This is a genomic window from Halocatena salina (assembly GCF_023115355.1).
Lineage (GTDB): Archaea > Halobacteriota > Halobacteria > Halobacteriales > Haloarculaceae > Halocatena > Halocatena salina.
Map to the genome: position 1 here is coordinate 1099392 of NZ_CP096019.1, position 25590 is coordinate 1124981.

The 25590-nt window shown below is 56.9% G+C and carries 24 protein-coding genes and 1 other RNA gene; 12 read left to right on the forward strand and 13 right to left on the reverse strand.

What is annotated here, in order from left to right; translation table 11 throughout:
• Positions 1-53 precede the first annotated feature (53 nt).
• From MW046_RS05600 to MW046_RS05630, 7 genes are all read left to right on the forward strand, one after another.
• Complete coding sequence (locus MW046_RS05600) at positions 54-1232, forward strand: 5-(carboxyamino)imidazole ribonucleotide synthase (RefSeq protein WP_247994574.1); 1179 nt, start codon at positions 54-56, stop codon at positions 1230-1232.
• Positions 1229-1849, forward strand: coding sequence for a 5-(carboxyamino)imidazole ribonucleotide mutase (purE, locus tag MW046_RS05605; RefSeq protein WP_247994575.1), 621 nt, complete (start codon positions 1229-1231; stop codon positions 1847-1849). The genes MW046_RS05600 and purE overlap by 4 nt, the downstream gene beginning before the upstream one ends.
• 164 nt (positions 1850-2013) lie before the next feature.
• A complete protein-coding gene (locus MW046_RS05610) occupies positions 2014-2430 on the forward strand; it encodes an NADH-quinone oxidoreductase subunit A (protein WP_247994576.1) in 417 nt (138 codons plus the stop codon).
• A 22-nt stretch (positions 2431-2452) separates the two neighbouring features.
• Positions 2453-3142 (forward strand): NADH-quinone oxidoreductase subunit B, encoded by a 690-nt coding sequence (locus tag MW046_RS05615; RefSeq protein WP_247994577.1) that lies wholly within the window; start codon positions 2453-2455, stop codon positions 3140-3142.
• Positions 3139-4815, forward strand: a complete 1677-nt coding sequence (locus MW046_RS05620; protein WP_247994578.1) for an NADH-quinone oxidoreductase subunit D — start codon at positions 3139-3141, stop codon at positions 4813-4815. The genes MW046_RS05615 and MW046_RS05620 overlap by 4 nt, the downstream gene beginning before the upstream one ends.
• Positions 4812-5855, forward strand: a complete 1044-nt coding sequence (locus MW046_RS05625) for a complex I subunit 1/NuoH family protein (protein ID WP_247994579.1) — start codon at positions 4812-4814, stop codon at positions 5853-5855. The genes MW046_RS05620 and MW046_RS05625 overlap by 4 nt, the downstream gene beginning before the upstream one ends.
• A gap of 52 nt (positions 5856-5907) precedes the next feature.
• Positions 5908-6369, forward strand: coding sequence for a NuoI/complex I 23 kDa subunit family protein (locus MW046_RS05630; RefSeq protein WP_247994580.1), 462 nt, complete (start codon positions 5908-5910; stop codon positions 6367-6369).
• 36 nt (positions 6370-6405) lie between these two features.
• Here MW046_RS05630 and MW046_RS05635 read toward each other — a convergent pair whose 3' ends face one another.
• Positions 6406-7038 carry a class I SAM-dependent methyltransferase gene (locus MW046_RS05635; protein WP_247994581.1) on the reverse strand — a complete coding sequence of 211 codons (633 nt, stop codon included), beginning with the start codon at positions 7036-7038 and terminating at the stop codon, positions 6406-6408.
• Between the two features lie 127 nt (positions 7039-7165).
• Here MW046_RS05635 and ffs point away from each other — a divergent pair.
• An RNA gene (ffs, locus tag MW046_RS05640) (signal recognition particle sRNA) lies at positions 7166-7475 on the forward strand.
• A gap of 41 nt (positions 7476-7516) precedes the next feature.
• On the opposite strand, the gene MW046_RS05645 is transcribed toward ffs, so the two are convergent.
• Together MW046_RS05645 and MW046_RS05650 are read right to left on the reverse strand one after the other, a co-directional pair.
• A complete protein-coding gene (locus tag MW046_RS05645) occupies positions 7517-8284 on the reverse strand; it encodes a protein-L-isoaspartate O-methyltransferase family protein (RefSeq protein WP_247994582.1) in 768 nt (255 codons plus the stop codon).
• Positions 8285-8332: 48 nt separating this feature from the next.
• Complete coding sequence (locus MW046_RS05650; RefSeq protein ID WP_247994583.1) at positions 8333-9148, reverse strand: RIO1 family regulatory kinase/ATPase domain-containing protein; 816 nt, start codon at positions 9146-9148, stop codon at positions 8333-8335.
• 150 nt (positions 9149-9298) lie between these two features.
• Between MW046_RS05650 and MW046_RS05655 the strand changes: the two genes are divergently transcribed.
• Positions 9299-10441, forward strand: a complete 1143-nt coding sequence (locus tag MW046_RS05655; RefSeq protein ID WP_247994584.1) for an acyl-CoA dehydrogenase family protein — start codon at positions 9299-9301, stop codon at positions 10439-10441.
• 260 nt (positions 10442-10701) lie between these two features.
• Entirely contained in the window at positions 10702-10944 is a 243-nt protein-coding gene (locus MW046_RS05660; RefSeq protein ID WP_247994585.1) for a YhbY family RNA-binding protein, read from the forward strand.
• Between the two features lie 39 nt (positions 10945-10983).
• Here the strand turns inward: MW046_RS05660 and MW046_RS05665 are convergent, their stop codons facing one another.
• The 8 genes from MW046_RS05665 to MW046_RS05700 form a co-directional block, all read right to left on the reverse strand.
• Positions 10984-11928: an alpha/beta fold hydrolase gene (locus MW046_RS05665; protein ID WP_247994586.1), complete on the reverse strand. Its 945-nt coding sequence runs from the start codon at positions 11926-11928 to the stop codon at positions 10984-10986.
• Between the two features lie 80 nt (positions 11929-12008).
• Positions 12009-13046, reverse strand: coding sequence for a methylmalonyl Co-A mutase-associated GTPase MeaB (gene meaB / locus MW046_RS05670; protein ID WP_247994587.1), 1038 nt, complete (start codon positions 13044-13046; stop codon positions 12009-12011).
• Entirely contained in the window at positions 13043-13465 is a 423-nt protein-coding gene (locus MW046_RS05675) for a cobalamin B12-binding domain-containing protein (protein ID WP_247994588.1), read from the reverse strand. The genes meaB and MW046_RS05675 overlap by 4 nt, the downstream gene beginning before the upstream one ends.
• Before the next feature lie 86 nt (positions 13466-13551).
• The gene (locus MW046_RS05680) at positions 13552-14724 is read right to left on the reverse strand and encodes a glycosyltransferase family 4 protein (protein WP_282190226.1); all 1173 of its coding nucleotides are present in this window, start codon (positions 14722-14724) and stop codon (positions 13552-13554) included.
• Positions 14721-16187, reverse strand: a complete 1467-nt coding sequence (locus tag MW046_RS05685) for a sulfatase (protein ID WP_247994590.1) — start codon at positions 16185-16187, stop codon at positions 14721-14723. Before MW046_RS05685 ends, MW046_RS05680 begins: the two co-directional genes overlap by 4 nt.
• A gap of 98 nt (positions 16188-16285) precedes the next feature.
• On the reverse strand, positions 16286-17206 hold the full coding sequence (locus MW046_RS05690; protein WP_247994591.1) for an alkaline phosphatase family protein: 921 nt from the start codon (positions 17204-17206) through the stop codon (positions 16286-16288).
• Between the two features lie 122 nt (positions 17207-17328).
• A complete protein-coding gene (locus MW046_RS05695) occupies positions 17329-18453 on the reverse strand; it encodes a glycosyltransferase (RefSeq protein ID WP_247994592.1) in 1125 nt (374 codons plus the stop codon).
• A gap of 154 nt (positions 18454-18607) precedes the next feature.
• Entirely contained in the window at positions 18608-19588 is a 981-nt protein-coding gene (locus MW046_RS05700) for a glycosyltransferase family 2 protein (RefSeq protein WP_247994593.1), read from the reverse strand.
• A gap of 460 nt (positions 19589-20048) precedes the next feature.
• Here MW046_RS05700 and MW046_RS05705 point away from each other — a divergent pair, with 460 nt between their 5' ends.
• Complete coding sequence (locus MW046_RS05705; protein ID WP_247994594.1) at positions 20049-20798, forward strand: hypothetical protein; 750 nt, start codon at positions 20049-20051, stop codon at positions 20796-20798.
• A 58-nt stretch (positions 20799-20856) separates the two neighbouring features.
• On the opposite strand, the gene MW046_RS05710 is transcribed toward MW046_RS05705, so the two are convergent.
• A complete protein-coding gene (locus MW046_RS05710) occupies positions 20857-22536 on the reverse strand; it encodes an O-antigen ligase family protein (protein WP_247994595.1) in 1680 nt (559 codons plus the stop codon).
• A 381-nt stretch (positions 22537-22917) separates the two neighbouring features.
• On the opposite strand from MW046_RS05710, the gene MW046_RS05715 reads away from it, so the two are divergent.
• Positions 22918-24429, forward strand: coding sequence for a flippase (locus MW046_RS05715; protein WP_247994596.1), 1512 nt, complete (start codon positions 22918-22920; stop codon positions 24427-24429).
• Positions 24430-24448: 19 nt separating this feature from the next.
• Here the strand turns inward: MW046_RS05715 and MW046_RS05720 are convergent, their stop codons facing one another.
• Entirely contained in the window at positions 24449-25447 is a 999-nt protein-coding gene (locus tag MW046_RS05720; RefSeq protein ID WP_247994597.1) for a transcription initiation factor IIB, read from the reverse strand.
• Positions 25448-25590 lie beyond the last annotated feature (143 nt).

A 25590-nucleotide genomic window follows, 5' to 3' on the forward strand; every position in this document is an offset into this window, starting at 1 on the left:
CATATCCACCGGCTATCGACAACGGTTATGGCGATCGACTCGAACGCTCTTCCATGAGCGTTCGACTCACGTCGCCGGGCCCGACGCTGGGCGTCGTCGGTGGCGGACAGCTCGGGCGGATGCTCGGTGAGGCAGCCGGGCCGCTCGGTATCGAGATCGTCGTGCTTGATCCGACGCCCGATTGTCCGGCATCGCCCGTCGTCACAGACCAGATCGTCGGCGAGTTCGGCGATCCCGATGGACTCCGCGAACTCGCGGAGCGTGCGGACGTGTTGACGTTCGAGATCGAACTGGCCGATCCGGAGCTGTTAGAGACCGTCCACGAGGAGACCGGTGTTCCGGTCGAACCCTCACCATCGACGCTTCGGACCATTCAGGACAAGCTGGTTCAGAAACGATCGTTGGCCGAGGCAGGGATTCCGGTCCCGGAGTTCCGGCGCGTTGACGACGTGGAGGAACTCCGGGGGGCAGGCGAGGAGTTGGGCTGGCCGCTCATGCTGAAAGCCCGGCGTGGCGGCTACGACGGTCGGGGCAACGTCGCCGTCGATGGTCCCGAGAAGGCCGACGACGCGATGGCAGAGATCGGTGGCGACGCGATGGTCGAGGCGTTCGTCCCCTTCGATCGGGAGCTGTCGGTCATCGGCGTGAAAGGTGACGATACGACCGATGTGTTCCCGGTCACTGAAACCATCCACGAACAGGAGATACTCCGGGAAACGGTCTCCCCACCACGGATCGGTGGAGAAACCGACCGCTCGGAGATCGAACGCCGCGCCTACGACGTTGCCAGCGACGTGCTCGACCAAATGGAGGGGCGAGGCGTGTACGGGATCGAACTGTTCGAAGTCGATGGACGGATACTCCTCAACGAGATCGCACCCCGGCCGCACAACTCCGGCCACTGGACGATCGAGGGTTCGAGCACCTCGCAGTTCGAACAGCACGTCAGGGCCGTGATGGGGTGGCCACTCGGAGCCACGGAACGACGGTGTCCGACCGTGACGAGCAACGTGCTCGGCGACACCGACGAGTCACGTCCTGCCGAGCTAACCGGTGTGGAAACCGTTCTGGGGGCGTCGAACGCAAACCTCCACTGGTATGGAAAACGAGAGGTGCGGCCGCTCCGAAAGATGGGGCACGTAACCGCCATCGGAGAGGACCCCGACGCACTCTTGAAACGCACGCGCGATCTTCGTGATTCGGTGTCGTTCGAAACCACTAACGAACCATGACTGTCTCCGAACTACGATCACTCATTGACGAATTGGAAGAACAAGCAGAAACCGACCGTCCGTCCGAGACCACGCCCGAAATCGGTATCGTCATGGGGTCAGATTCGGATCTCGACACGATGTATGGGGCGTATGAGGCCCTGATAGAACTCGGGTTCGAGGAGTGTACCGACTACGACGATCCGCCCGAGACCCGGTTTACCTTCGAAACGTACGTGGTATCGGCTCATCGGACCCCACAGCTCATGTACGCCTACGGCGAGACCGCCCGCGATCGCGGAATCGACGTTATCATCGCCGGTGCGGGCGGGAAGTCGGCCGATCTCCCGAACATGACGGCGTCGATCGCCTATCCGCTGCCCGTTATTGGAGTGCCGGTCCAGGAGAAATCAGTCGATTCGGTGCTCGGAATGCCCACTGGTGCACCGATCACTGCCGTCGACGCCGGAAAATCGTTCAACGCCGCGCTGTCGGCGGTTCAGATCCTCGCTCGGGAACACGAACAGCTCGAACAGCGCCTTACTGAGTATCATACTGAACTGCAACGCGACGTAGGGACCGTTTCCCGGGAACTACACGAGCGCGGAACGACGGCGTTTCGAGACGAACGGAAGTAGAACGGCGAAGTGTTTCGGGAGCACGTTTGTCGCCGGGGATCACTACACACACTGACGCACGAATAACAACAGAGAATCCGCCGGACACGACCGGAAACGGGCGGATCACCGGAAATGAATCCTTATATGGGTGGCATTCTAAGCGACCATACGATACAAGCACGATGAGTAATCCATGGATAGCGATCGGCGCGCTGGGGTTGGTTGCGGTTGCGATACCGTTCAGCATGATGGCCGTTTCGAGCTTGTTGCGCCCTAGTGTGCCCGAACAAGGAAAAACCACGACCTACGAGAGCGGCGAGGTGCCAACGGGCACCACGCGCATCCGGTTTAATATCCAGTACTACATGGTTGCGCTGTTGTTCCTCGTCTTCGACATCGAGACGGTGCTCATTTTCCCGTGGACAGTCATCTACCGAGACGCCGTTTCTCAGCCAGACATCGGACTTGTTCCGGTGTTGGTTCCGATGCTGGTGTTCATCGGAGTCCTTTCCGTCGGTCTCGTATGGGCGTGGCGCAACGGTGCGGTCCGCTGGGTTCGATCTCCCGGGCGGGAACTGACCGGAGCACGAGAGCCATGACACCAGACAGATCCCAGGAGCCATGAGTAGCCACAATCAAGACACGACAGGCGCACAGACCACACAGGAGGCCCGTATGGGCGAGGGGGTCGATAACCGATTCAACTCGAAGCTCCGCGAAGCGTTCGGTTCGTCGCCCTTCATCCTCACGAAGTTCGACAGCTTCATGAACTGGGTTCGGGGCTCCTCGATGTTCATGCTACAGTTCGGTATCGCGTGTTGCAGCATCGAGATGATGCACACCTACGCCGTCAAGCACGATCTCGATCGGTTCGGCTCCGGTGTTCCTCGTGCATCACCCCGGCAGGCGGACGTAATCATCGTTCCCGGGACCATCGTCTCGAAGTTCGCCCCACGGATGAAGCGGGTGTACGACCAGATGCCCGAGCCGAAATTCGTCGTTAGCATGGGATCGTGTACCTGTTCCGGTGGACCGTTCCAGGAAGGGTACAACGTCATCAAGGGTGCCGAAGAGGTCATCCCGTGTGACATTCACGTCCCGGGCTGTCCACCACGGCCCGAGGCGTTGATTTACGGCATTGTCAAGCTTCAAGAGCGGATCGCAAACGGTGAGACAGCCCCAGTGACGGTCAAACCGTACGAACTCGAACAGTTCGGTGATCTCGAAGATGACGAACTCGTACAGCATCTAGCCGATCAGATCGACGAGGACGATCTCGTCATGCGGTACAACTGGGCTGAGTCACCATGAGTTTGGAAGCACCTGAACCGAGCACTCACACCGATGTCGGTGTCACCGAGACCGGTCTCGATTACGACGCACTCGAATCGCTGTTGGGTGAAATGGTCATCGACCGCGAAGCACACCTCAACGCGGAGGCCTTCGTCGTTCGTCCGGACCGTGTCGTCGACGCGCTCTCGGTGTTACGAAAGCAGGCGGGGTTCGACCACTGCTCGTGTGTCACGGCACAGCAGTACGAGGACCGCTATGAGAGCATCTATCATTTGAAGAAATACGACGATCCGACCCAAGAGGTCGGCGTCGTGGTACCGACGAGCGTCCACGAGCCGAAAAGTCAGAGCGGAGCAGGAGTTTATCGGACGGCCGACTGGCACGAACGGGAGGCGTACGATCTGGTCGGCGTCGAGTACACTGACCATCCGGATCTTCGCCGGATTCTGCTGCCGGAAACGTGGCAGGGCCATCCACTGAGCCTAAACTACGATCAAGAACGACAGCAGGTCGTGCCGCTGACCGAGCACGCTAACCCGTTAGAAGAAGATCATCGCGGTGAGACGGACACGATGTTCATCAACATCGGTCCCCACCATCCTGCGACCCACGGCGTGCTCCACCTCAAAACGACGCTCAACGGCGAGCAAGTCGCCGATGTCGAATCCGACATCGGTTATCTCCACCGGTGTGAAGAACAGATATGCCAGCAGGGGACCTATCGGCATCAGATCATGCCGTACCCCGACCGGTGGGACTACATCTCGGCTGGGCTCCTGAACGAGTGGGCGTATGCCCGTGCCGCCGAGGATCTCGCCGACCTCGACGTGCCCGAGTACGCCCAGATCATCCGAACGATGAGCGCGGAGCTGTGTCGGATCGCGTCCCATCTGCTTGCGCTCGGCACGTTCGCTATCGACGTGTACGGGGATTTCTCGGCGATCTTCATGTATGCATTCCGAGATCGGGAAGTCGTACAGAACATCCTTGAGGATCTCACCGGCCAGCGGATGATGTTCAACTACTTCCGGCTCGGTGGCGTGGCGTGGGACTTGCCCGAACCCCGTGAGGAGTTCTTCGAGAAAACCCGGGACTTTCTCGACGAACTGCCCGCCAGACTCGAAGAATACCACAATCTCGTTTCCGGTAACGAAGTGTTACAGCTTCGGTGTGTGGACACGGGGGTCCTCGAACCGGAGGTGGCCAAACAGTACGGCTGTACCGGCCCGGTCGCACGAGGATCGGGGATTGATTACGATCTCCGGCGTGACGATCCGTACGGTTACTACGACCGCCTCGATTGGGACGTCGTCACCGAAGACGGCTGTGATAACTACGCGCGCGTGTTGGTTCGCCTCCGAGAAGTCGAAGAGAGCGCGAAGATCATCGATCAGTGTGTCAATCTCCTCGAAGAGTGGCCCGAAGACGACCGCCAAATCCAGAGCAACGTTCCCCGGACGCTCAAGCCCGACCCAGACACCGAAATCTACCGCGCTGTCGAAGGTGCGAAAGGCGAGCTCGGCATCTACATCCGCAGTGATGGCACCGACACCCCCGCGCGGTTCAAAATCCGCAGCCCGTGCTTTTCGAACCTGCAAGCACTCCCCGAGATGGCCGAAGGCGAGTACGTTCCCGACCTGGTCGCGGCGCTTGGAAGCTTGGACATCGTGCTCGGTGAGGTGGACCGATGAGCATCACAGACACCCTCGGGAGCACACTGGGACTCGGTTCGCTCGGCCCGCTTGAGGACTTTCTGCTTTCGTTGGTTGGTGCGGCATTCGTCGGGACGTTCGTTCTGCTCAACACGGCGGTTGCCGGTCCATGGGCCAAGCGGAAGATAACCGCCGCGTTCACCGACCGGATCGCCGTCAACCGCGTCGGTCCGTTCGGACTGTTGATCATCATCGCCGACGCCGTACGGATGCTCTCGAAGGAACTCATCATTCCCGATGGAGCCGACCGACCGGCGTTCGATCTCGCACCGCTCCTGTTGGTCGCCTCGGCGTTGCTCGGCTTTGCCGTGGTGCCGATGGGAAACGGCATTCAGCTCGCTGATCCGGAGGTCGGACTCGCCTTTCTGTTTGCCGTCGCGTCGATCGCCAGCGTCGCGCTCGTGATGGCCGGCTACGCGTCGAACAACAAGTATTCGATGCTCGGCGGACTGCGAGCGGTCGCCCAGAACGTCGCATACGAAATCCCGTTGGTCATCACGGCGATGTCCGTCGTGCTGTTCACCGGGACGCTCCAGACCAGCCAGATCGTCGGCGCACAGGCCGAGACGTTGATCACGATCGCTGGGGTCTCGATCCCCTCGTGGTACGCGTTCGTGAATCCCTTCGCGTTCGTGTTGTTCATCGTCGCAAACATGGCAGAAGTCGGCCGGAATCCGTTCGACGTACCGGAAGCACCTACTGAAATCGTCGCCGGCTATCAGACGGAGTACTCGAGCGTCTACTTCGTGTTGATGTATCTCGGTGAGTTCATCCACATCTTCCTCGGTGGAGCGATCCTTGCGACGGTGTTCCTCGGTGGGCCAGCTGGACCGGTGTTGCCGGGCTTCGTCTGGTTCACCATCAAGATCTGGGCGTTCTTCCTGTTCACCCAGTGGGCGCGCTCGGCGTTGCCCCGCGTTCGGATCGACCAGCTCATCGAAATCGGCTGGAAAGGACTGCTCGAATTGAGTTTCGTCAATCTCCTGCTCACCGCCATCATCGTCGGAGTGATCGTGTAACCCGACGGGACGGTGGACTCAAACGCTTCCCACTCTAACACACCATAAAACCATGATCGGACTACTCAAGGGCATGGCGACGACCATGAAACACGCGCTTGACGGCTCGACGTTCACCGTCGAATACCCGGACGATCCGCCCGAGGTCAGCCCCCGGTTTCGCGGCGTCCACAAGTTCAGCCAGGAGCGCTGTATCTGGTGTCGTCAGTGTGAAAACGTCTGCCCGAACGATACGATACAGATCGTAACGGACGAACAGCGCAACGGCGAACAGTACAACCTCCACATCGGACAGTGTATCTACTGTCGGCTCTGTGAGGAAGTGTGTCCCGTCGACGCCATCCTACTCACGCAGAACTTCGAGTTTACGGCGGACACCAAAGACGAGTTCGCCTACAACAAAGAACAGCTGAAAAACGTCCCATGGTACAAGGACATCGATCCGCTTGCCTCCCGCGAACCGGATCGTGGGGCGTGGATCGGCGAAGGCGAAGGCGAAGTGGATTACCAGTAAGCGAAATTTCGAGCTTGTTTTCGATTGCGGTCGGGATCACGTGCTGTCGGTAGCCAACCGCGCGAGAAACAGCGTGAACATTGCTTCATCATCTGTTAAGCCGCTTTCGACGGTCCACTTGTCCAGCACGGAAAAGCCCGCAGCCCGTAACTGCCGTTCAGTTGCGGTCGGTCCGGCGATCTCCCACTGCATTTCTACGCCGCTGTCGAGCCAGTCTGGGTTCTCACCCTGCCAAGCCTCTGTGCCTTCAGTGAAAAGCAGGTAGCCCGCCGGTCGGAGAACGCGGGCGAACTCATCTAACACGCGCTGGTGGTGATCAAGGGGTACGTGGATCAACGAGTGGAACGCCGTCACCGCATCGACCGTTCCATCACGAACCGGAAGCGAAATCATATCTCCCTGTAGGAGGGACGCTGTGGGCGCGTTCTCCGTCGCCGATTCCACCTGTCCACGGGAGAACTCCACGCCGATCGCTTCGGTCTCACTGGCAAGTCGAGCGAGTATCGGCGCGCCGTGACCACACCCTGCGTCGAGAACGCGGGCTGTCTCTGAGAGCCGATCGAGAAAACCCTCCAATCGCTCCCGTTCGTTCCCACCAGCAGTTCGGTACTCGGCGTAGCTCTCCGTGATCTCGTCGTACGCACGCTGAACGTGCTTTCGATCGTCCATCGAGATCGAGTACTGACGGTACTCACAAATGCATACCCATAGAATGTGAATTACTCACACCCATTCATCTTGACAACCCTCGAATCGCAGTACCGAAAGGCGTTTATGTCGGTCCCGGTTACCAAGAGAATGGACTAGGCCGGGCAGTTAGGCCCTGCTCGAAACTCACAAAATGGTCTTTAGTGAGGGCCGAATCCGGGTGCGTCCGGCCAACCGGTGCGGGCCCTGCAAACCAACTGAGAAGCCTCGTCCGTCGGGGGCAGCGGTCCACGACCAGACGCCTGCAGGGGCGTTTTGGCGTGGTTGATCGTGGTCAGTCCGTCAGGCGCGGAAGCGAGCAGCGGAACCACGGACACCTGTCGCTCGACGGGTCGCGGGGTGGAGGAGGGGAGCAGCATTCCCCGTCCCGGAACGCCGGGCAATCCCGTCGTCCGCCTTACTCATTCGTATTCATACTCCAGAGACAGTAGTCCGCTCGTTATCGATGCTGGTAGTCGTGTGTCTGCTGTGTCCAATCGATCCAGTCGTGTTCCCAACCGGATCGACCGGTGCTTTCTCGCGCGGCGAACTCCCGATCTTCTCGAAGCGTCCGGTTGCGCTCGATCGTGTCACCCTGTTCACCATCGATCAACAGGGGATCGAACGCGACCCGTCCGAATTCGGCAGTTCGCTCGCCGTTCGGGGCGACTAGCGTCAACGTCTGTGGATTCGTTCCGAGTGGGATGAGCAATCGCCCCTCGGAAGAGAGTTGACGAACGAGCGCAGCAGGCGGATTGACCGCAGCGGCCTCGACCAAGATTCGGTCGTACGGTGCATACTCCACCAGTCCCTCGCTGCCGTCGTGGCAGTCGACGAGAACACCGTCGTAGTCGGCTGCGGCGAGGTTGCGCCGGGCGTCGGTCACCAGCCGTCGAGTGATATCGATCGCGTGAACGTTGTGTGTGCCAACTATCTCCGCAATGACGGCTGCGGTGTAGCCAACACCGACACCGACGACGAGCACGGACCCATCAGCGGGGAGGGTGAGCGCTTCGATAAGGCGTGCAGCAGTGCTCGGCGCGAGCACGCGTGACCCGAACCGTTCGAACGAGCGGTCGGTGTACGCGCGCTCTCGGTGCACTGGTGGGACGAATTCGTGGCGCGGGACTGTCCGCATAGCGAGACTGACCGACTCGGTTTCGATCCAGCCTTTGGTATCGTGTTCGAGGCTGGCGACCATATCGTCTCGCAACACCGCCCGTTCCATACGTACGTTCAGGACTAGACCCTAATCAATCGCGCGGCTGTCCAGTGCTCACGATTCGGTGTCGGACTGTGCGGCGTACTTTTCGATTTCACCTTTGGTTCCGGCAGCATCGAAGTGATGGTCCGGACGCATGTTGACGAAATCAAGGAAGTCACGCGCGGCGAGAAGATCGGCGGCCGTGTACTGCTGAAAGGCGGCATCGACGGCGACGCGCGCGCCAACGTGTGGTTCGAGCGCCGCGAGTGCACACGCGAGATCATACGCGCGCGCAGCACTGACCGCTCCGTTTCGGACGTTCGTGGCGTCAATGAGATACAGTTCTCCATCCGAAATGAGCACGTTCGCAGCCCGGAGATCTCCATGAGCGAGACCGACGTCGTGCACCCGTGCAAGCGACGCGAACAGATCCGGGACGAACTCCTCAACTGCGTCGTCAGTAAGATCGCTCAACGTTCGAAACTCGTTGAGATACTCCACCACGAACACACCCAGCCCGTCGTGTTCGAACGCCTCGATCGGCTCGGGAACGTTGATCCCGATGTCGCGCATCGTCCGGGTCGCACGTAACTCCTGTCGGGCCATCTCAACCGGTGTTTGTACGTGCTCGAAAAATCCCATCCGTCCGCTCGACAGCGCACCGAGGTTCCGACCAGTGGTGATGAACGTGTGGACCAGTGCGTGTTGATTAGAAATAACCTTGACAAACCACCGATCGTTTACAGCACAAGGAACCGATAACCAGTTGTCAGCCTCCAGGAACTCGATGCGGAGGGTCTCCTCTTCGTACCGGTGGGCGACCTCAAGCATGACACTTTCCAGTCGATCCCACTCGATCGAGCCCCTGATGAGCCGACGAATCACCATTCATCTGAACGATCGCGGGCAGGCCGTATGAGTGTTGCCGATTATCAAATATATGTTAGTTTTGCAGGCATGTTTCGCCACACAACTTAACCATATCGTCCACACAAAGATTTGCCGTAGTTTTTATACAACCCCTCACTCATCATGAGTATGGAGTTCGATCTGCCCGAGGAGCATCGGATGATCCGTGAGACGGTTCGGGAGTTCTGTGACCAGGAAATCGCCCCGATCGCCCAAGAGATCGAAGAGGAACACCGGTATCCCTCGGAAATCTTCGACGCGTTGGCAGAGTTAGATATGATGGGCGTTCCGATCGAAGAGGAACACGGTGGTCTGAGTGGCGACCAGCTCATGTATGCGTTGGTTACCGAGGAGTTGGGGCGTGTTTCGGGATCGGTCGGCTTGTCGTATGCGGCCCACATCAGCCTCGCATCGAAACCGATCGAGCTGTTCGGGACGTCAGAACAAAAAGAGCGCTGGCTCCGACCGCTCGCAGAGGGTGAGTACATCGGTTCGTGGGCGTTGACCGAACCCGGAAGCGGTAGCGACGCGAGCGACATGGCGACGATCGCCGAAAAGGACGGCAATGAGTACGTGCTCAACGGCACAAAGCAGTTCATCACGAACGCCAGCGAGGCCGGCTCCATTCTCGTCAAGGCCGTTACCGATCCGGATGCGGGGTACGACGGCATCTCGACGTTCATCGTCGATCCACAGGAAGACGATGGGTTCGAGGTGACCACTCTCTGGGATAAGATGGGACTCAACGCCTCACCGACGTGTGAGATCACGTTCACTGACTGTCGGCTTCCCGAAGATCGACTGCTTGGGGCGGAAGGCGAGGGCTGGGAACAGACCAAAAAGACCCTCGATGGTGGGCGGATTTCGATCGCGGCACTCTCGACGGGACTCGCACAAGGCGCGTTCGAAGCGGCTCGTGAGTACGCGACCGAACGCGAACAGTTCGGATCGCCGATCTCGAAGTTCGACGCCGTTCGGGACATGATCGTCAGCATGGACCGGAAGATCGAGCGTTCGCGGCTGTTGACCCACAAGGCTGCAACGATGTACGACGAGGGTGAGGACGTGACGCGGCTCTCGGCGCTGGCAAAGCTCGATGCGAGCGAGACCAGCCGCGAAGTCGCTGAAGACGCCGTCCAAGTTCTCGGTGGCTACGGCTACACGACTGACTTCGCTCCCCAACGGTTCTACCGGGACGCCAAACTCATGGAAATCGGGGAAGGAACGAGCGAGATCCAACGTCTGGTGCTCGGACGAGAGCTTGGATTATGACTACCCACTTTTTTACGCGAGGATGCGCGGATCGCACCCGAGCGTAAAAAAGATGGCAAAAAAGCCGCTCGCTTGCGCTCGCGGTGAGTGACCTGCCTGCTCCGCTTCCGCCTCCGCGCGCTGGTGGTGCCAACTTTCCAACTTTTTTGTGTGAGTAGCGGAACCGCTCACGGAAGGGCTCATAGACGTAGCACAGGGACGATAGAACTCGGGTACGTCGGATCGTCAGTTTGACTGTGCTACCGGGCGAACGATCCAGTATGAGTGACGAGCTGCGCGAGCGTGCCCACGAGATCGACGCGACGGTCCGAGTCGGGAAAAGAGGAATCGATTCCGTTGTGGACGAACTGCGCGACCAACTCACCGAGCGAACGCTCGTGAAGGTGAAGTTCCTCCGGTCGTCACGAGGAGGAACGACGACCGACGATTTGGCTGTCGAACTCGCCTCGAAAGTCGACGCGGAACTCGTCGAAACGCGCGGACATACCGCGGTGTATCATTGAGATCTCGTTGTGGCTGTTACTGAACAGGCTTGATGACGGTTAGTCGACGAGGTAGTCGTCTGCATCCTCCGTATCGGCCACGACGTCGGTGAATCCTTGAGGATGTTCGACGTGTGGAAGCAACATCGCTTCATCAAACACGGCAAGCTCGGCGTCGGCGTGTGACGAAAGCGACTGCCCGGTCGTGAGCGGCGTCGTCGTAGCGTTCCGACCCCACACGAGCCGCACGGGAACGTCCAGTTCCGACAGCGCTGTTCCGAGTTCTACGTCCGGATCAAGAGCTCCGCTGAAGAAAGAAGCAGGTGCAAAGCGTGCCCCGGGTTGGTGGGTCGTCTGCCACCGGTATTCGATGTACTCCGCGTCGGCATTAGCGGGGTCGTACAGTCCGTGATCGGTGGCGAAATGCCGTAGTGCGGATTTGCTCGTCATCAGATTGAACAGTCCCTCACCGAACACCGGGGATCGCAACACCGACCGCAGCCACGTCCGATTGCCGGGCATTGTCGTGGTGGTCGGACAGACGAGCACGAGTGACGAAACGGCTTCCGTCTCGGCCGCCATCGTCGCGTACGCACCGGTGACCGACGAACCGACCACGCGCGGTTCGTCGGTCATATCGCGGATGAAATCGGTGATGAACGTCACGTACAGCGACGGGGAATACAACAGCGGCGGGCGGTCGGACAGCCCAAAGCCCGGCAGATCCGGCGCGATGACGTGGTACTCCGTCGCCAAACTATCGAACACGGCAGCGAACTCCGCGCTTGATCCGGCGGCGTTCAGTCCGTGCAACAACAACAGGTCTTGATCATCGGGCGATCCAGCCTCCGTATACGCGATGTCGAATCCACGCCAGCGGTACTCTTCGGTCGATTGCCCGAGCGGTGCTCGGAGTTGATCCGCCTGTTGGGTCAAAAACCGATTCGTGGCGGCAACAAGACCGAGACCGCCGACAGTTCCTGCAAGAAGCCTTCGAAGTCCCATATCCGGCGTACGGCCGTCGGCGGCTTAACTGTGGGTGAAACACACGTTCCATCGGATGAGCAGCGACCGCTTCGGATCGGTCAGCGTTCGCCCTCGGCTTGCTCCTGTTCGGCGCGGTGGTGAATACACTCTTCGATCGGGGCGATCAGTTCATCGACGATCGTGTAGGGATCGGTCTCCCGACGGGTGACTGCCTCAACGATCTCGTCGAGACCGCCCTGGGCGTCGATCTCCTGTGCAGTGAGATGTCGGAGGTCCTCTCGGAGATGAGTGCTGATCTCTTGGGCATACCGCTGACGGGCGCGTTGGGTTCGTTTGCCCGATTCGACGAGATGGTCGGCGTGCGCTTGGAGCACAGAGACGAGTTCCTCGACTCCCTCTCCGGCGTTGGCGATCGTTTCGAGGATCTGTGGCTCCCAGTCCGTATCGGTCCGATCGATCGCCCGATCGATCCCTGTTGTCCCGTTCCGTTCGGATGTGTAATCCTCGCGAGTCCGGATCATCTCCCGGAGCTCTTTCACGGTACGATCGGCTCCCGAAAGATCTGCCTTGTTGACGACGAACACGTCGCCGATTTCGAAGATACCCGCTTTGAGCATCTGGATGTCGTCTCCCGTTCCGGGGGGGACGAGCACGGCGACCGTATCGGCGGTTTTCACGATGTCGATCTCGTTCTGTCCGGCACCGACGGTTTCGATGATGATCTTGTCCTTGCCGAACGCATCGAGCGCTTTCACGGCGTCGGCTGTGGCGGTCGATAGCCCCCCGAGTCGTCCCCGAGCACTCATCGAGCGGACGAACACGTCCATATCTCCCGTGGTCGAACCCATCCGAATGCGATCGCCGAGCACCGACCCGCCAGTGAACGGCGAAGACGGATCGATGGCGAGTACACCGACAGTGAGATCGCGGTCGCGGTACTCTCGTGTGAGCTTGTCCACGAGCGTGGATTTCCCTGCGCCCGGACTACCAGTAATACCGATCACGTCCGCAGTGCCGGTATGTTCGTGCAGTTCGCTTACCAGATCCCGATAGCCGGGATCTCGATTCTCGATAGTCGTAATCGTGCGTGCGAGCGCCCGGTGGTCACCCGCCAGCAGGTCCGAAACCAGACTCATCGCTCGGGAGCGTTCTCGCGGACGAACTGGATCGTCTCCTCCATCGATGCGCCTGGCCCAAAGATCTCCGCAACACCGAGTTCCTTGAGATCAGGACGATCGTCCTCGGGAACGATACCCCCCACGATCACGAGCATGTCCGACAACGCGCTGTACTCCTCTAACCCATCCACGATCTTCGGCACGAGCGTATTGTGGGCCCCCGACAGGATCGAAACCCCGAGAACGTCGACATCCTCTTGCACCGCGGCCTGAACGATTTCGTCCGGCGACTTGTGTAAACCCGAATAGATCACCTCGAATCCGGCGTCTCGGAACGCTCGGGCGATCACATGCGCACCCCGATCGTGTCCGTCTAATCCCACCTTGGCAACAAGACAGCGTATCGTTCGCTGTCCCTGTCCCTGCTCTGTGCTCATATTGTACCTAATAAACCCAGCGTGGGTTTGACTCTAACGGTCATACATGACCATTCACGGATCCATGTCACAAACGGCTAAGACGTTCATCCGGATCGTGTCAACGGCTCGTGGGGCTTGCGGTGCGACGCCGAGCAATCGAGCACGTCAGCATAAACATCTTCGTAGTCGCGTACCATCCGGTCCACCGTGAACTGTTTTGAACGACGGCGAGATCGGGTAGCCATCTCTTCACGCAACCCATCGTCAGAAACCAGCTTCTCGACGCGCTCGACGAACTGATCGAGATCAGCAGGCTCGACGAGAAAGCCCGTTTCGCCGTCGACGATCGACTCCGAAACCCCCCCGACGTCGTAGGCCACGATCGGAACACCGAGATGCAGACACTCCAACACGGTAAGAGGAAACCCCTCGAACCGCGAGGGCAAGAGAAACACGTCGATGTCCGCGAGCAGTTCGAGCGCGTGTTGATGGAATCCGAGCAGATGAGCGTCGACGTCGTGGTCGTCGATGTATTCCCGACAGTCAGCTGTGAGTGATCCACTACCGATAATAACGACGGTCACGTCGGTCCCACGGCGTTGGAGGCGAGCACCAGTTTCCAGTATCGCCATCGGATCTTTCTGGGGGGCAAGCCGGGCGATCGCACCGATGATAACCGTTTCCGGGTCTCGGTCGATCTCTTCGTCGATCGTCGCACGGTCGTCGGAAAACGAGACCGGAGCGATTCCGTTATGAATCACGGAATCAGTCGTGTGTCTGAGGATGTCGTTCTCTCGTCCACGGTTCCGGTCGTTCTCCGAAACGCAGACGATCGCGTCGGTGAGTCGCGCCAACGCCCGCTCCCCGGAGGAAACTCCCGACGAGAGCCACTCATATTCCGTGTTGTAAAATCCCCATCCATGAACGGTAAAGATGGACGGCGTTCCAGTCATCGCAGCAGCGATCCGTCCAAGTGCCCCCGCTTTCGTACTGTGACAGTGAACGAGATCGAACGACTCCCGTCGAATGAGTTGCCGTAAGCGATAAAGCGCGCGCACGTCGCTTATCGGATCGATGCTTCGTTTCAGGTGGGGCTGTTCGAACACCGGTACATCTACGGAACGAAGTCGGTCGATCAGCTTTCCTCCCGGACCACAGGCGACAGCCGTGGTAGCAGCCGTTTCGTCTGCCAACAACTGCACGATACGCGGTGCTCCACCCCAGTCCGAACGCGTGATAACGTGTAATATCTTTTTCTCAGATATATCAGAAGTCATTGTATGTACCCGAGTTCTTCGAGCCGTGATTTCGTTCGTTCGGACATCGATACAGCACCGGAGGCGTTCGCGTGTTCGAACGAGTCGAGCCACTGGTCCAGTTCCTTTTCGAGGTGTCTGCTCCGATCTGATCGGTCGCTGGCAACGTCCACGGATTCGTTCGGATCGTCCACGATATCGTACAGTTCCATAGAACCGTCGGAACCACGGATCAGTTTGTACTGCTCCGTCCGGATGGCCCTGAGAGATCGATCGTACTGTCGAGCAGTCGAGGTAAGACCATCGAGCTGCTCGTCGAGAGCGTCCATAGATGGCTGTGGAGCCATATACTCCGAAATGACGTGCTTGCGTGCGCTCGTCTCTGCATCCGGATGGAACGAGCGCCCTTGGAACTGGCTTCGGACTTCGTCGGCGTCGATACCTGCCGCATCGAGTAGTGTGGGGGGGATGTCAGTGGTCTGTACCAGTTCATCGATCTCACCACCGCCATCGAAGCTTCCGCCAGCGATGATCAACGGAACGTGGAGGAGCGTATCGTACAAACAGTACTGATGATCCATGAGATCGTGTTCACCGATGTTCTCTCCGTGATCGCTAGTGAGAACGAAAATCGTGTCATCCCACTCGTCGGCGTCGACGAGCGACTCTCTGAGATCTCCGATACGTCGGTTCAAATAGGCAATTTCGGCGAAATAGAGCGCCCGAAGCGCCTCGAACTGCTGCTCGGAATGGTCGGTACGTCCGGCGATATACTCCCAGGCATTCTGGGAGATGTCCATCGCCTCGGCATAGGAGATTTCCTCGGGAAGAAACTGTGTTGCGATCGATTTCGGCGGACGATACTCCAGATGTGGTTCCAAATAGTTGATGAAAAGGAAAAACGGTCGGTCGTGTCGTTCACCGAGCCATCGTTCGACCCATTCGTTCGTTCGCCGGGCACCATCGTCCCGTCGTTTCCGTAAGAACCGGCCATAAACGGCGTTGGCAATGTTTACGACAGGATTTCCCTCGATGAGCCGCCTGGCAAGCGCCGGGAACATTTCGAGTCCGTTCGTCGTTCGAGCTACTTCCCCGAGATCGGTGTCCGTCTGAATATACTGCCACGTTTTATGAAACGTATCGAACCCCCGCCTGAATCCGAACTCCTCGCTGATCCACGTGTTGTTCGAAACCCCGACTGTCTCGTAGCCGTTCGCCGCGAACGTTTCTGCCACCGTCTCGAGCGACTCATCGAGGTGTTTGTGATCGGCATGTGCCCCGTGTTTCGATGGATACGTTCCTGTAAACAACGACGCATGCGACGGTAGCGTCCACGGAGCGGTAGTGAACGTTCGAGTGTACGTACTACCTTCATCAGATAACCGGTGTATAGCAGACCGGTCGATGTACCGGTCAAGAGCTACGACTTCACGGAAACGGGCGGTGTCCATGACCACGAGGACGATGTTCGGAGGAGTGCTCATCGTGTATGTAAGAGTGTAGACCTCTCAGATAAATCCGATCCTTTTGATCGCGGGGTTGTAAGACTCACGCGCAAAATATCGATCTCATATGTGTTAATTCACACTCGGTATCCCAAATCCTTGAGATGCTCTTCGACTGATTCGATGTCTATTTCCTCGTCGTCAACCGGCTTCTCGGCGACGATCGTCTTGCGCTCTCCCGACTCGTAGGTGTGCCACGGAACTTTCACCAGCCCATCCACGTACACTCCCTCCGGATGACGATACGTCTTGATCGGTATCGGACGTTCTCGATCCCCGAGTAGTTCGCCGTGATCGGCACTCACGACCGTTTTGCCTTGGAGATCGTCTAATAGTGACTCAACTTCCTCCAAAACGATGTCGAGATTCTCGCGGTAGGCCTGCATGACGTCCGTATGTGTTGCGTCCGTCGTCCGCATGACCTCGTGAAACGGTCCCTGCCGAAATTTATCTCCGGTGGGACCGAGATACGGCCAGTGTGGCTGCATGTAGTGCACCATGAGGCGTTTGTTCGGATACGTTTCTGCAGCCTCACGCGCAGCGTCTGATACCGTCTCCGGGTGTGAGGTACGCCCGTTCATGAGATCTCGGTCGGTGAAATCCAACGCGTGAACCTCCGCATCGATATCGTCTTTCGTCTTTGCGTACCAGTCGTTGGCAGTCACGTAGACGAGATCATGAAGCTGCTTGCCACCGAAATTCCCTCGAACGAACTCCGGACTCGTACTTCCCCGAGAGATCCGGCTCTCCGTTTCTCCGGGAAGATCGGAGCAGCGAACGAATTCGTCGTATCGACACGCATCGAGAATGATGAGATTGTCCCAGTCCTCCTCGAACACGTCGATACCGTTCGGGTTGTACGGTTGTCCTGCACGCCAGTGGTTGTACTGCTGATTTATCTCTGAAACGATGGAATGAGGATGTTTAATCCCGTGGATAACATCTTCTGTTCGATAGGGGAACCTGTTTGTAATCTTCTTAGTAACGTTAGCTATCATTGTAATCCCTTAGTTACTTCGAGGGTTATTCCCCATAGATATAAAAATTACCGATCCATTTGTGTTATTATCCTCAATATTCTATCTTAGATATATTACGTCGAAACGGACGCTGTGGGTGTTTATCGACGTGTGTCGGTAAGATCCCGATAGAGCGTTACGTACGATCGGGTGGTTTGACGGACATCGAACTGTTCCGATACGCGGCTGTATGCCCGGTCTCCAAACGGTTCATCCGTCGAAGCGACCCGTTTCATCGCATTAGATAGCTCGTTGGGCGACCGTGTCGGCACCAATACGCCCGTCCGTTCGTGTTCAACCACTTCCTTCACACCAGATATGTCGGTTGCCACGATTGAAAGGTTAGCTGCCATCGCCTCCAAGATAGCGATCGGAAGTCCCTCTCGGACCGAAGAAGAGACGAACACATCAGCGAGACCGTAATATTCCGGGATGTCCTCGGATGGAACGCGACCGACTATCGTAACGGCATCCGAGAGATCGTGCTCTTTCACCGTCTTCCGGAGCGTAGATTCCATCTCTCCCCATCCCACAACCAGAAGATGGGCCTGTGGGAAGTCCTCTGTGAGATGATTCATGGCCAGAACGAGATCTTCTTGTGCTTTTGCCGGAACGTATCGCCCCACCGTGAGAAACAGCGGGTCACCGTGTATCCCTTTCCGAGCACGAAACTCGTCCGGATCTGCTTGTTGAACTCGTTCGTGGAACTCCGTAACGTCGATCCCGTTGTAAATGGTACACCACTGTCCGTCCAACTGCCCCTCATACCGGTGAACCGTCCCTGTGAAGTCCCGTTCGATATCTCCCGCGACAGCGATGGTCGCGGCATCAAGCGGGCGCGTGATCCGTTCAAGCGTTCTCGTGATTGGATGTCGTTCGCTCGGAACGTTGTGTTGGGTCGTAATTATGTGGTCTACGTTCCCAAGGCGACCGAACACACGTCCGAGCGTTTGTGAATAGGGAAGATGAGCATGGACAATGTCGAACTTCTCATGGCGCAAAAAGCGAGCCAGTCGTGCGATGGCTCGTGGGTCGAATTTGAAGCCGGCATCGAAATCGACCACATCAGCCCCTGCCGCTTCGAACTCCGGTGCGAGCGTGTCTTCACCTTCGAGAAAACAGATCGTGTACGTGATATCCGAGGCGTCAGTGTTGCGAACGATATCAAGCAGCAGTGTCGGAGCACCTCCAGGAGCAAGTTGATTGATCAAGAAACAGACATTCATTTGCTCGGATACCTCATTTGAATCGGGTTTACGTAAGTATCGGAAAAAAAGTTAGCGCTTCGATGATGGGTATGAGATATTAGGGTTGTAGAAAGAAGTGTGTTCGATCTGGATGGTGTATGAAGAACGATAGCCGAACGAGAGGGTTCGACTGTCACGCTAGGGTGGACCGGCATCGGTGATAGATGTTCGTAACGTCTCGTTTGAGGTGTTGGGCGAGTTTGTATCCCCGATCCCCGGTCATAGCGATGAACGCATAGAGATAAAATTTCGGAACGAATGGCCATCGAACAAGTGCGGTAGCGAACGTGGTGCGGGCTTCGTCGTAATGTTCGTTGATCAAGGCAGCGTAGCCGAGATCGAACGTGAGATGAGCATACGACTTTTGTTTGAACAGCCATCCATACTCCGCGGCGATCGGCAGAAACGTGTCGATCACTTTCGGATAGGACGTTTCCTTTTTGACGGCGAAATTACCGCTCAGTTTGCTTCGTCCGTCTTCGCGTTGACTGACGACCAGCGGAGCGTCGATAGCTCCGAACTCACACTCCTGGGCCACTCGTAACAGCCATTCTCGATCGTTCCACGACGGTAACTCCTCGTCGAACGGGCCTGCAGCCGAAACGATCTCCTGTCGAACAGCGATCGAGGGAAACGGAGGAGTGGACCCACACAAAAATTTCTTCGTCAGATCGCCTTCGTCTTTTGCGTCTCGAACAGCGATCGTAGACCCGCTCGGATCGAACATCTGTATACCGGTGTATACGGCACCGACGTCGGGACCTTCGTTCTGTAAGACGTCGACTTGTCGTTCGATCTTGGTCGGTTTCCATTGCTCATCATCATCGAGAAACGCGAGTATTTCACCATCTGCGACCTCGATTCCGGTATTCCGCGCTGCGCTCGCCCCTTTGTTCTCCTCGTGACGGACGAAGACGATGTCACGCACCGATTCCTGAGAAGCGTCGTCGACGATATCTTGGGGTGACTCAGGTGAGTGGTCATCGACGACGACGAGTTCGATCTTCTCGTAGGTTTGATCGGTTACTGATTCGATCGCTTCAGGTAAGTACTCCCGTCGGTCGTAAGTGGTGAGGATAACACTGACGAGGGGATCCGCGTTCGACGTGGGCATCGGTCTGTCTGTCGGATCATACGTCTATAAAAATGTCTATTACGATTCTGAAATAATTGTGATAATAATGGCGATGGTCGGACTCGAACGGACGAAGGGAGCCAATCGATGAACGATCGAAGACGAACGAGGCGTTCCACAGTCACTCACGGTGGATCAGCGTCGGTCACATCGATCGTTCGGCACACCGAAATTATCGCCGACGTACTAGCCGACATCAATACGTAATACTTACCCTATTTGAATGAGTTCACCCGCTTAAATGGGTGGCACATCAAGATACACATTTGATAATTTAGTCGATGCACTATACAACCCAGAACGGTTCCTTGGAGAGATATATCGAATTTCTGTTGATATCAACGTTCGAGTTCACAGCTACCGAGACAACAGTGATGGTACTCGAGTCATCGAGGAGGACTGGGACAATCTCGTCATCCTCGACGCCTGTAGGTTCGATATGTTCAATGAACAAAATATTTTGGACGGGCGTCTCGAACGGCGACGGTCACTCGGGAGTGAAAGCTGGGAGTTCCTCCAAGAGAACTTCGTCGGTGAAAGCCATCACGATGTCGTGTACGTGACGGCGAACCCCCACGCACCGAAGCTTCCGGCGGGAACTTTCCACGAGGTAATCAACCTCCTTGAGAACGGCTGGGATCCGGAGCTACAGACCGTTCGTCCTGCGACAGTCGTGGATGCAGCCGTAGACGCTCACGAGACGTATCCGAACAAACGCCTCATCATTCACTTCATGCAACCCCACTATCCGTTCATCGGCGAGCATGGACAGACGCTTACACACAGAGGGCTTCTCAACTCAACGGAGGATGAAGACGGTTCGAACCGTGAACGCCATCTTTGGGGCAGTCTTGGTCACGGCCGTCTCGACATCGATGCGGTCTGGCGTGCGTACAGAGAGAACCTCGATATTGCGCTCGAGGCAGTGAGCGGTCTGCTCGATACGCTTTCCGGCAAGTCGGTAGTGACATCAGATCACGGGAATCTCGTTGGCGAACGGACTCGTCCACTCCCTGCTCGGGGATACGGTCATCCTCGTGGTTTGGATGTCCCTGAACTTCGGAACGTTCCCTGGCTCGTCGTGGAGGCGGACGAACGCCGATCGGTCGTCGCCGAGGAACCTGTAGAATCATCACAGCTCGGATCCGACGTGATCGACGACCGGTTGTCGGCCCTCGGCTACAAGTGAACCTGCGGAGTCCTTCGGTCACTCGGAAAAGCTCCGGGTCACAGCGATTTCTGAAGATTCACTTCGAAATCGATCCCTGTCGGTCGCTTCGCCCTGACGGTGGAACTGACGATCTACCCTGCATAGTTGCACCGACGACGAACCCAGCCACCGTCCAGAACACCATCAGCGCCACACTGCCAGATGCGTGGATCGCCGTCCAAAACGCGTACGCGTAAAATCCCAAAAGTCCACACACTAACGCAGCCCACAACGTCTGAGATTCATCCGATGAAAGACCCTGTTTGGCAGCACACCCTAGTATCGCAATGAGACACATAACAAACGTGATCGCAGCGGGAACACCGCCACTCGCAAGCGTCATCAGATAGATGTTGTGGATCGATTTCGGTTCATGGATGCCATACGATTGGGCCATCCAGAGGAAGTTGTGTCCCCCGATCCCGAAGAGTGGATACTGCAAACCGAGATCGACTGCTCCGAGGTACTGTTTGACCCGTACCGAAACGTTTGCTGTGCTGACTAAGGGAACGTTCCCAATGAGTTCGATTATTTGTTCTTCATGCGATAATTGTCTCGTCCCAGAGCCGGATTCCCACGAGCCTCCTGGAACGCCAGAGGGACCCGAATCGGAATCATCCTGGATCGTAGCACTTCGCATCGTGAACAAGACGACATTGAACGCGCCAGCCCCCATCGAACTAGCTACTCCGAGGACCGAATCCCGCACTGCTGTAACCCCTCCAGTGGACAGTTCTCGAACGGCTAGATAAACGCCAACGGCAGATATCGATCCGATCACGATCCCGAACGCCCCGAATCCCGCATCTGTTCCACTGATACGAATGAGTAGTGCGCTACAGAAAAGAGCGATAGCGGACAAAACCTTCCATACCGAAGAGCGATTGATAATGACCTCGACCAGCACTGGCGTCATCAATATGAGGATAGCCACGAGAATCCTCGATGTGCTCGTGAATCCTCCAGCGAATTGACCGGTCATGAATGACACTGGACCGAGGTGAATGAGACCCTGTTTGGTGCCACTTCCCTCCCCGAGATAGCTCAGGCCAAACCAAACGCGGTTTAGCGTCTGCACGACCGCAAAGAGCAACTGAAAGGAGATAGCAATGAGCATCGAGTATATTGCAGTTGAAATTCCAGAAAAACGAACAATTATGATGGCTACAATAAAGAGTGAGAGATGTCGCAGTTGGGTGACAGCGAAGACCAACCCGGCGGCTCTCGAAGGACCGTTACCGACGATTCCTGCAAGAAACGACCAGAGCACGAAACCAGCGAGACTGAAAACTGCCACGGCTTGTAACCGGGACAGCGACGAGAACGAAGGCCATTTCAAGCGGCCAGAAAGGGTCCACACACCGAGAAGCACCAGAAACGGCAGGAGAACCATATCGACTAACATCACGTTAAGGACGACCGTCTTCCCCGAACCGACCGGTAGCTCATACAGCGGAACGTTTGCAGCAAACGTCGTGAGTACGATGATTGCACTACAGAGCCCTTCGAACACACTGTCGGTACCAACTAACACGAAAAGGTAGCAGAGACCACTGATCCCGACTAACAGGAGAACAGGTACACCAGTCGTGAGCGCGACGACCGGAACACCGACGACGAGCAAACCCGCAAGACAAAACGCAGTCAAGAAGAATTTATTTCTATCAACAGTTTGTGGAGGGGAAGAAATAGCAGACAGGATTGGAACGTTAGTCATGCGGTATCTCATCTGGTGTAATGGTACTGCAGACGACCCTTTAGTGGTTACGTGATTATTTTTCTATAATTACTATTTTAATTATTATATGTTAGTTTATTATATATTTTTATGGAATATACATATAAATAATTGATCTGGAGTGGCGTAGCATTGATGCTACGATCAATGTATATTATCGATATGTTGATCCAAATTTCGATAACCACACAAAAACACAACATATACCTATTCACCATTGGTATGCCAGCACACGAGAATGACTCCAGTAGCGAACTCTGCTGTTATGAGCCGGGGTGAGCGATGTACTGTTTCTCACTCATTACTTAGTGGTTCCGGACGTCCGATCCACGAATTCGCTCACCGGACAGACGTGGGGACATGAGCGAACAAACGACCTCCGAATCCACCGTCTCGCCTCTTCGATCGATCGTTGATGGAGCGTCGATCTTTCTGGTCGGTGAAATCTTGTACAAGGCCTCCGGATTCGTCTTGAATTTCCTTCTAGCACGAACGCTCGGATCGACGCTTTACGGCATCTACACGTATGCCTACACGTATATCACCGTCTCTACGATGTTCGCGAGCCTCGGCAGCGATCAGGCCGTTCTGCGGTATTTTCCGTCGTATTCGGACGACGAAGACGCCCAGAGCTGGATTGCTGGGATATCAGTACTCTCCTCGGTCATCGGTAGCTGCGTCGTTGCTGGCATGCTGTGGGTTCTGGCCCCGACGATTCGGTGGTATACGGGCAACAGCGAGCTGTTCGTCGACGTGATGCGGATCATTGCGATCATGCTCCCGTTCGATACTCTCACGAAGATGTTGGCGAGCATGTTTCGGGGGCTTGAACATCCTACCGAGCAGATTTTCTTACAGAAGATCGTTCGTCCGGGAGCAAGAATCTGTGCCGTCGGAGTCGCCCTGCTGTTAGGATACACGCTCATTGATACGGTCGCCGCGCTCGTCGTGGCTAGCGTGCTTGCGTTCGTGATCGGAGTCGTGCTTTTGGTCCGTCGGACGTCTCTCCGACCATCGTTTTCGGGGATGTCCGGTACGGCATCGACGCCGGAGATCACCGCCTACTACAACTACTCGCTGCCGTTGATGCTTTCGAAGGCAGGGACCATCCTGTACAATCGCGTCGACGTTTTCATGGTCGGGCTACTCATCGGGATGAGTTCGACCGGCTATTACAACATCGCGTTTCTCATGTCGAGCGCGATCACGCTCCCACTGACGGGATGTAACCAACTGTTCGCCCCGATCGCATCACGGCTGTACGACAACGGTGAGGTGGACGAACTCAACGAGATCTACGCCACTGTCACGCGCTGGGCGTTTACACTCGCGCTGTTCGCTGCCCTCGGTGCGATCGTCTACGCCCCGGACATCCTCTCGCTGATCGACGACGAATACACCGTTGCTGTGCCTGTCCTCTCACTATTCGCCGTGGGACAGCTGTTGAACGCGAGCGTCGGACCCAGCAACTACCTCCTCATGATGACCGACCACCAGTACGTTACGTTCGTCAATCATTGGGTGTTCGGCGTCGTCAACGTGGTGTTGAATTTCATTTTCATCCTCCAATTTGGTCTGATAGGGGCCGCACTCGCTACCGCAAGCATTCTTGGACTGTTAAACGTCGTTCGCTGGATCGAAATCAGATATCTCGAAGGCCTATCACCGTACTCACGTGCGTTCTACAAACCGCTCGTTGCAGGTGTCGGGGCCACGGGCGCATTGTATCTCCCAACACTGTGGCTCTCTGAGATACCGCTTCTCGTGGTCGGGGGAAGTCTCGGAGCAGTCGTCTACGGCTTGATACTGTACGCCCTCGGCATAGAACAGTCCGATATTACGTTTGCTCGACAGATGATTGAGTCACGTTGATCGACACACTCACCGACGATCAATCGCTGGCGTCTTCGAGATCGGGCGCGTTGTCATAGCCTGCTCGAAGGAGTTCGCGGTAGCGTTTACGGATCGTAACCGCGCTGACGTCGGCAACGTCGGAGATCTGCCGTTGGGTGAGATCTTCTTCCATGAGCAGTCCAGCAGCGTAGAGGGCAGCAGCGGCCAACCCCACTGGGTTTTTTCCGCTATGAACGCCTTCACGGCGTGCAGCATCGAGAAGATCACGCGCCCGTCGTTCAGTCTCATCACGCACGTGAAGGTCACTTGCAAACCGAGGAAGGTAGCTCATCGGCCGTGCCGGTGCAATTTCGAGTTCTAGTGCCTGCACTAGATGACGGTAGGCGCGTTTGAACCGGAGCGCTTTGACGCGGCTGACAGAGGCTACTTCATCGAGCGTTCGGGGCGTATTGGCCTGTCTCGCAGCGGCGTACAGGGCAGCAGTTGCAACGCCTTCGATCGATCGGCCCTGAAGATGTCCCTCAGAAAGTGCGCGTCGGTAGATGACACTCGCGGTCTCACGAATCGTCTCGGGAAGACCGAGCGCCGACGCCATGCGCTCGATTTCCCCGAGCGCCTGTTTGAGGTTGCGCTCTTGGGCATCACCTGCCTGCACGCGCGCGTTCCACGTCCGAAGTCGTTGTACCTTCTGGCGCTGTCGAGACGACAAGGTGGTGCCGTAGGCGTCAGTGTCCTGCCAATCGATCGTGGTCGATAATCCCTTATCGTGTAACAGGTTCGTCGTTGGTGACCCAACTCGGGATTTCTCATCGCGCTCACTCGGCTCGAATGCACGCCATTCGGGGCCTCGATCGATCCCACCACTCTCGATGACGAGACCACAGTCCTGACAGACCAACTCTCCGTGTTCGGAATCCTCGATGAGCGACCCGGTGCACTCCGGACACACTGTTGGGTCTGTTTGTGAGTGCTCACGCTCCGAGGTGGTGTCTGTTGTCGATACGTCGGTCCGCTCGTACGATGTTACGTTGGTCACTGGCTATGAGATGAATAGGTCGTAGTTTCGTCGGCTCGCTACTCTCCTCGTAATCACCTACGACTTGTGATCGCAACGTAATAGATATGCGTTCGGTTATGACCGAATCAAGTAGAGCAGTGATCACAGCTTATCAAAAATTA

What these genes read in the sequence shown, in the direction of transcription:
- MW046_RS05600 (WP_247994574.1), top strand. Translation starts at nt 54, where the DNA reads ATGAGCGTTCGACTCACGTCGCCGGGCCCGACGCTGGGCGTCGTCGGT.
- purE (WP_247994575.1), top strand. Translation starts at nt 1,229, where the DNA reads ATGACTGTCTCCGAACTACGATCACTCATTGACGAATTGGAAGAACAA.
- MW046_RS05610 (WP_247994576.1), top strand. Translation starts at nt 2,014, where the DNA reads ATGAGTAATCCATGGATAGCGATCGGCGCGCTGGGGTTGGTTGCGGTT.
- MW046_RS05615 (WP_247994577.1), top strand. Translation starts at nt 2,453, where the DNA reads ATGAGTAGCCACAATCAAGACACGACAGGCGCACAGACCACACAGGAG.
- MW046_RS05620 (WP_247994578.1), top strand. Translation starts at nt 3,139, where the DNA reads ATGAGTTTGGAAGCACCTGAACCGAGCACTCACACCGATGTCGGTGTC.
- MW046_RS05625 (WP_247994579.1), top strand. Translation starts at nt 4,812, where the DNA reads ATGAGCATCACAGACACCCTCGGGAGCACACTGGGACTCGGTTCGCTC.
- MW046_RS05630 (WP_247994580.1), top strand. Translation starts at nt 5,908, where the DNA reads ATGATCGGACTACTCAAGGGCATGGCGACGACCATGAAACACGCGCTT.
- MW046_RS05635 (WP_247994581.1), bottom strand. Translation starts at nt 7,038, where the DNA reads ATGGACGATCGAAAGCACGTTCAGCGTGCGTACGACGAGATCACGGAG.
- MW046_RS05645 (WP_247994582.1), bottom strand. Translation starts at nt 8,284, where the DNA reads ATGGAACGGGCGGTGTTGCGAGACGATATGGTCGCCAGCCTCGAACAC.
- MW046_RS05650 (WP_247994583.1), bottom strand. Translation starts at nt 9,148, where the DNA reads ATGGTGATTCGTCGGCTCATCAGGGGCTCGATCGAGTGGGATCGACTG.
- MW046_RS05655 (WP_247994584.1), top strand. Translation starts at nt 9,299, where the DNA reads ATGGAGTTCGATCTGCCCGAGGAGCATCGGATGATCCGTGAGACGGTT.
- MW046_RS05660 (WP_247994585.1), top strand. Translation starts at nt 10,702, where the DNA reads ATGAGTGACGAGCTGCGCGAGCGTGCCCACGAGATCGACGCGACGGTC.
- MW046_RS05665 (WP_247994586.1), bottom strand. Translation starts at nt 11,928, where the DNA reads ATGGGACTTCGAAGGCTTCTTGCAGGAACTGTCGGCGGTCTCGGTCTT.
- meaB (WP_247994587.1), bottom strand. Translation starts at nt 13,046, where the DNA reads ATGAGTCTGGTTTCGGACCTGCTGGCGGGTGACCACCGGGCGCTCGCA.
- MW046_RS05675 (WP_247994588.1), bottom strand. Translation starts at nt 13,465, where the DNA reads ATGAGCACAGAGCAGGGACAGGGACAGCGAACGATACGCTGTCTTGTT.
- MW046_RS05680 (WP_282190226.1), bottom strand. Translation starts at nt 14,724, where the DNA reads ATGACTTCTGATATATCTGAGAAAAAGATATTACACGTTATCACGCGT.
- MW046_RS05685 (WP_247994590.1), bottom strand. Translation starts at nt 16,187, where the DNA reads ATGAGCACTCCTCCGAACATCGTCCTCGTGGTCATGGACACCGCCCGT.
- MW046_RS05690 (WP_247994591.1), bottom strand. Translation starts at nt 17,206, where the DNA reads ATGATAGCTAACGTTACTAAGAAGATTACAAACAGGTTCCCCTATCGA.
- MW046_RS05695 (WP_247994592.1), bottom strand. Translation starts at nt 18,453, where the DNA reads ATGAATGTCTGTTTCTTGATCAATCAACTTGCTCCTGGAGGTGCTCCG.
- MW046_RS05700 (WP_247994593.1), bottom strand. Translation starts at nt 19,588, where the DNA reads ATGCCCACGTCGAACGCGGATCCCCTCGTCAGTGTTATCCTCACCACT.
- MW046_RS05705 (WP_247994594.1), top strand. Translation starts at nt 20,049, where the DNA reads ATGTTCAATGAACAAAATATTTTGGACGGGCGTCTCGAACGGCGACGG.
- MW046_RS05710 (WP_247994595.1), bottom strand. Translation starts at nt 22,536, where the DNA reads ATGACTAACGTTCCAATCCTGTCTGCTATTTCTTCCCCTCCACAAACT.
- MW046_RS05715 (WP_247994596.1), top strand. Translation starts at nt 22,918, where the DNA reads ATGAGCGAACAAACGACCTCCGAATCCACCGTCTCGCCTCTTCGATCG.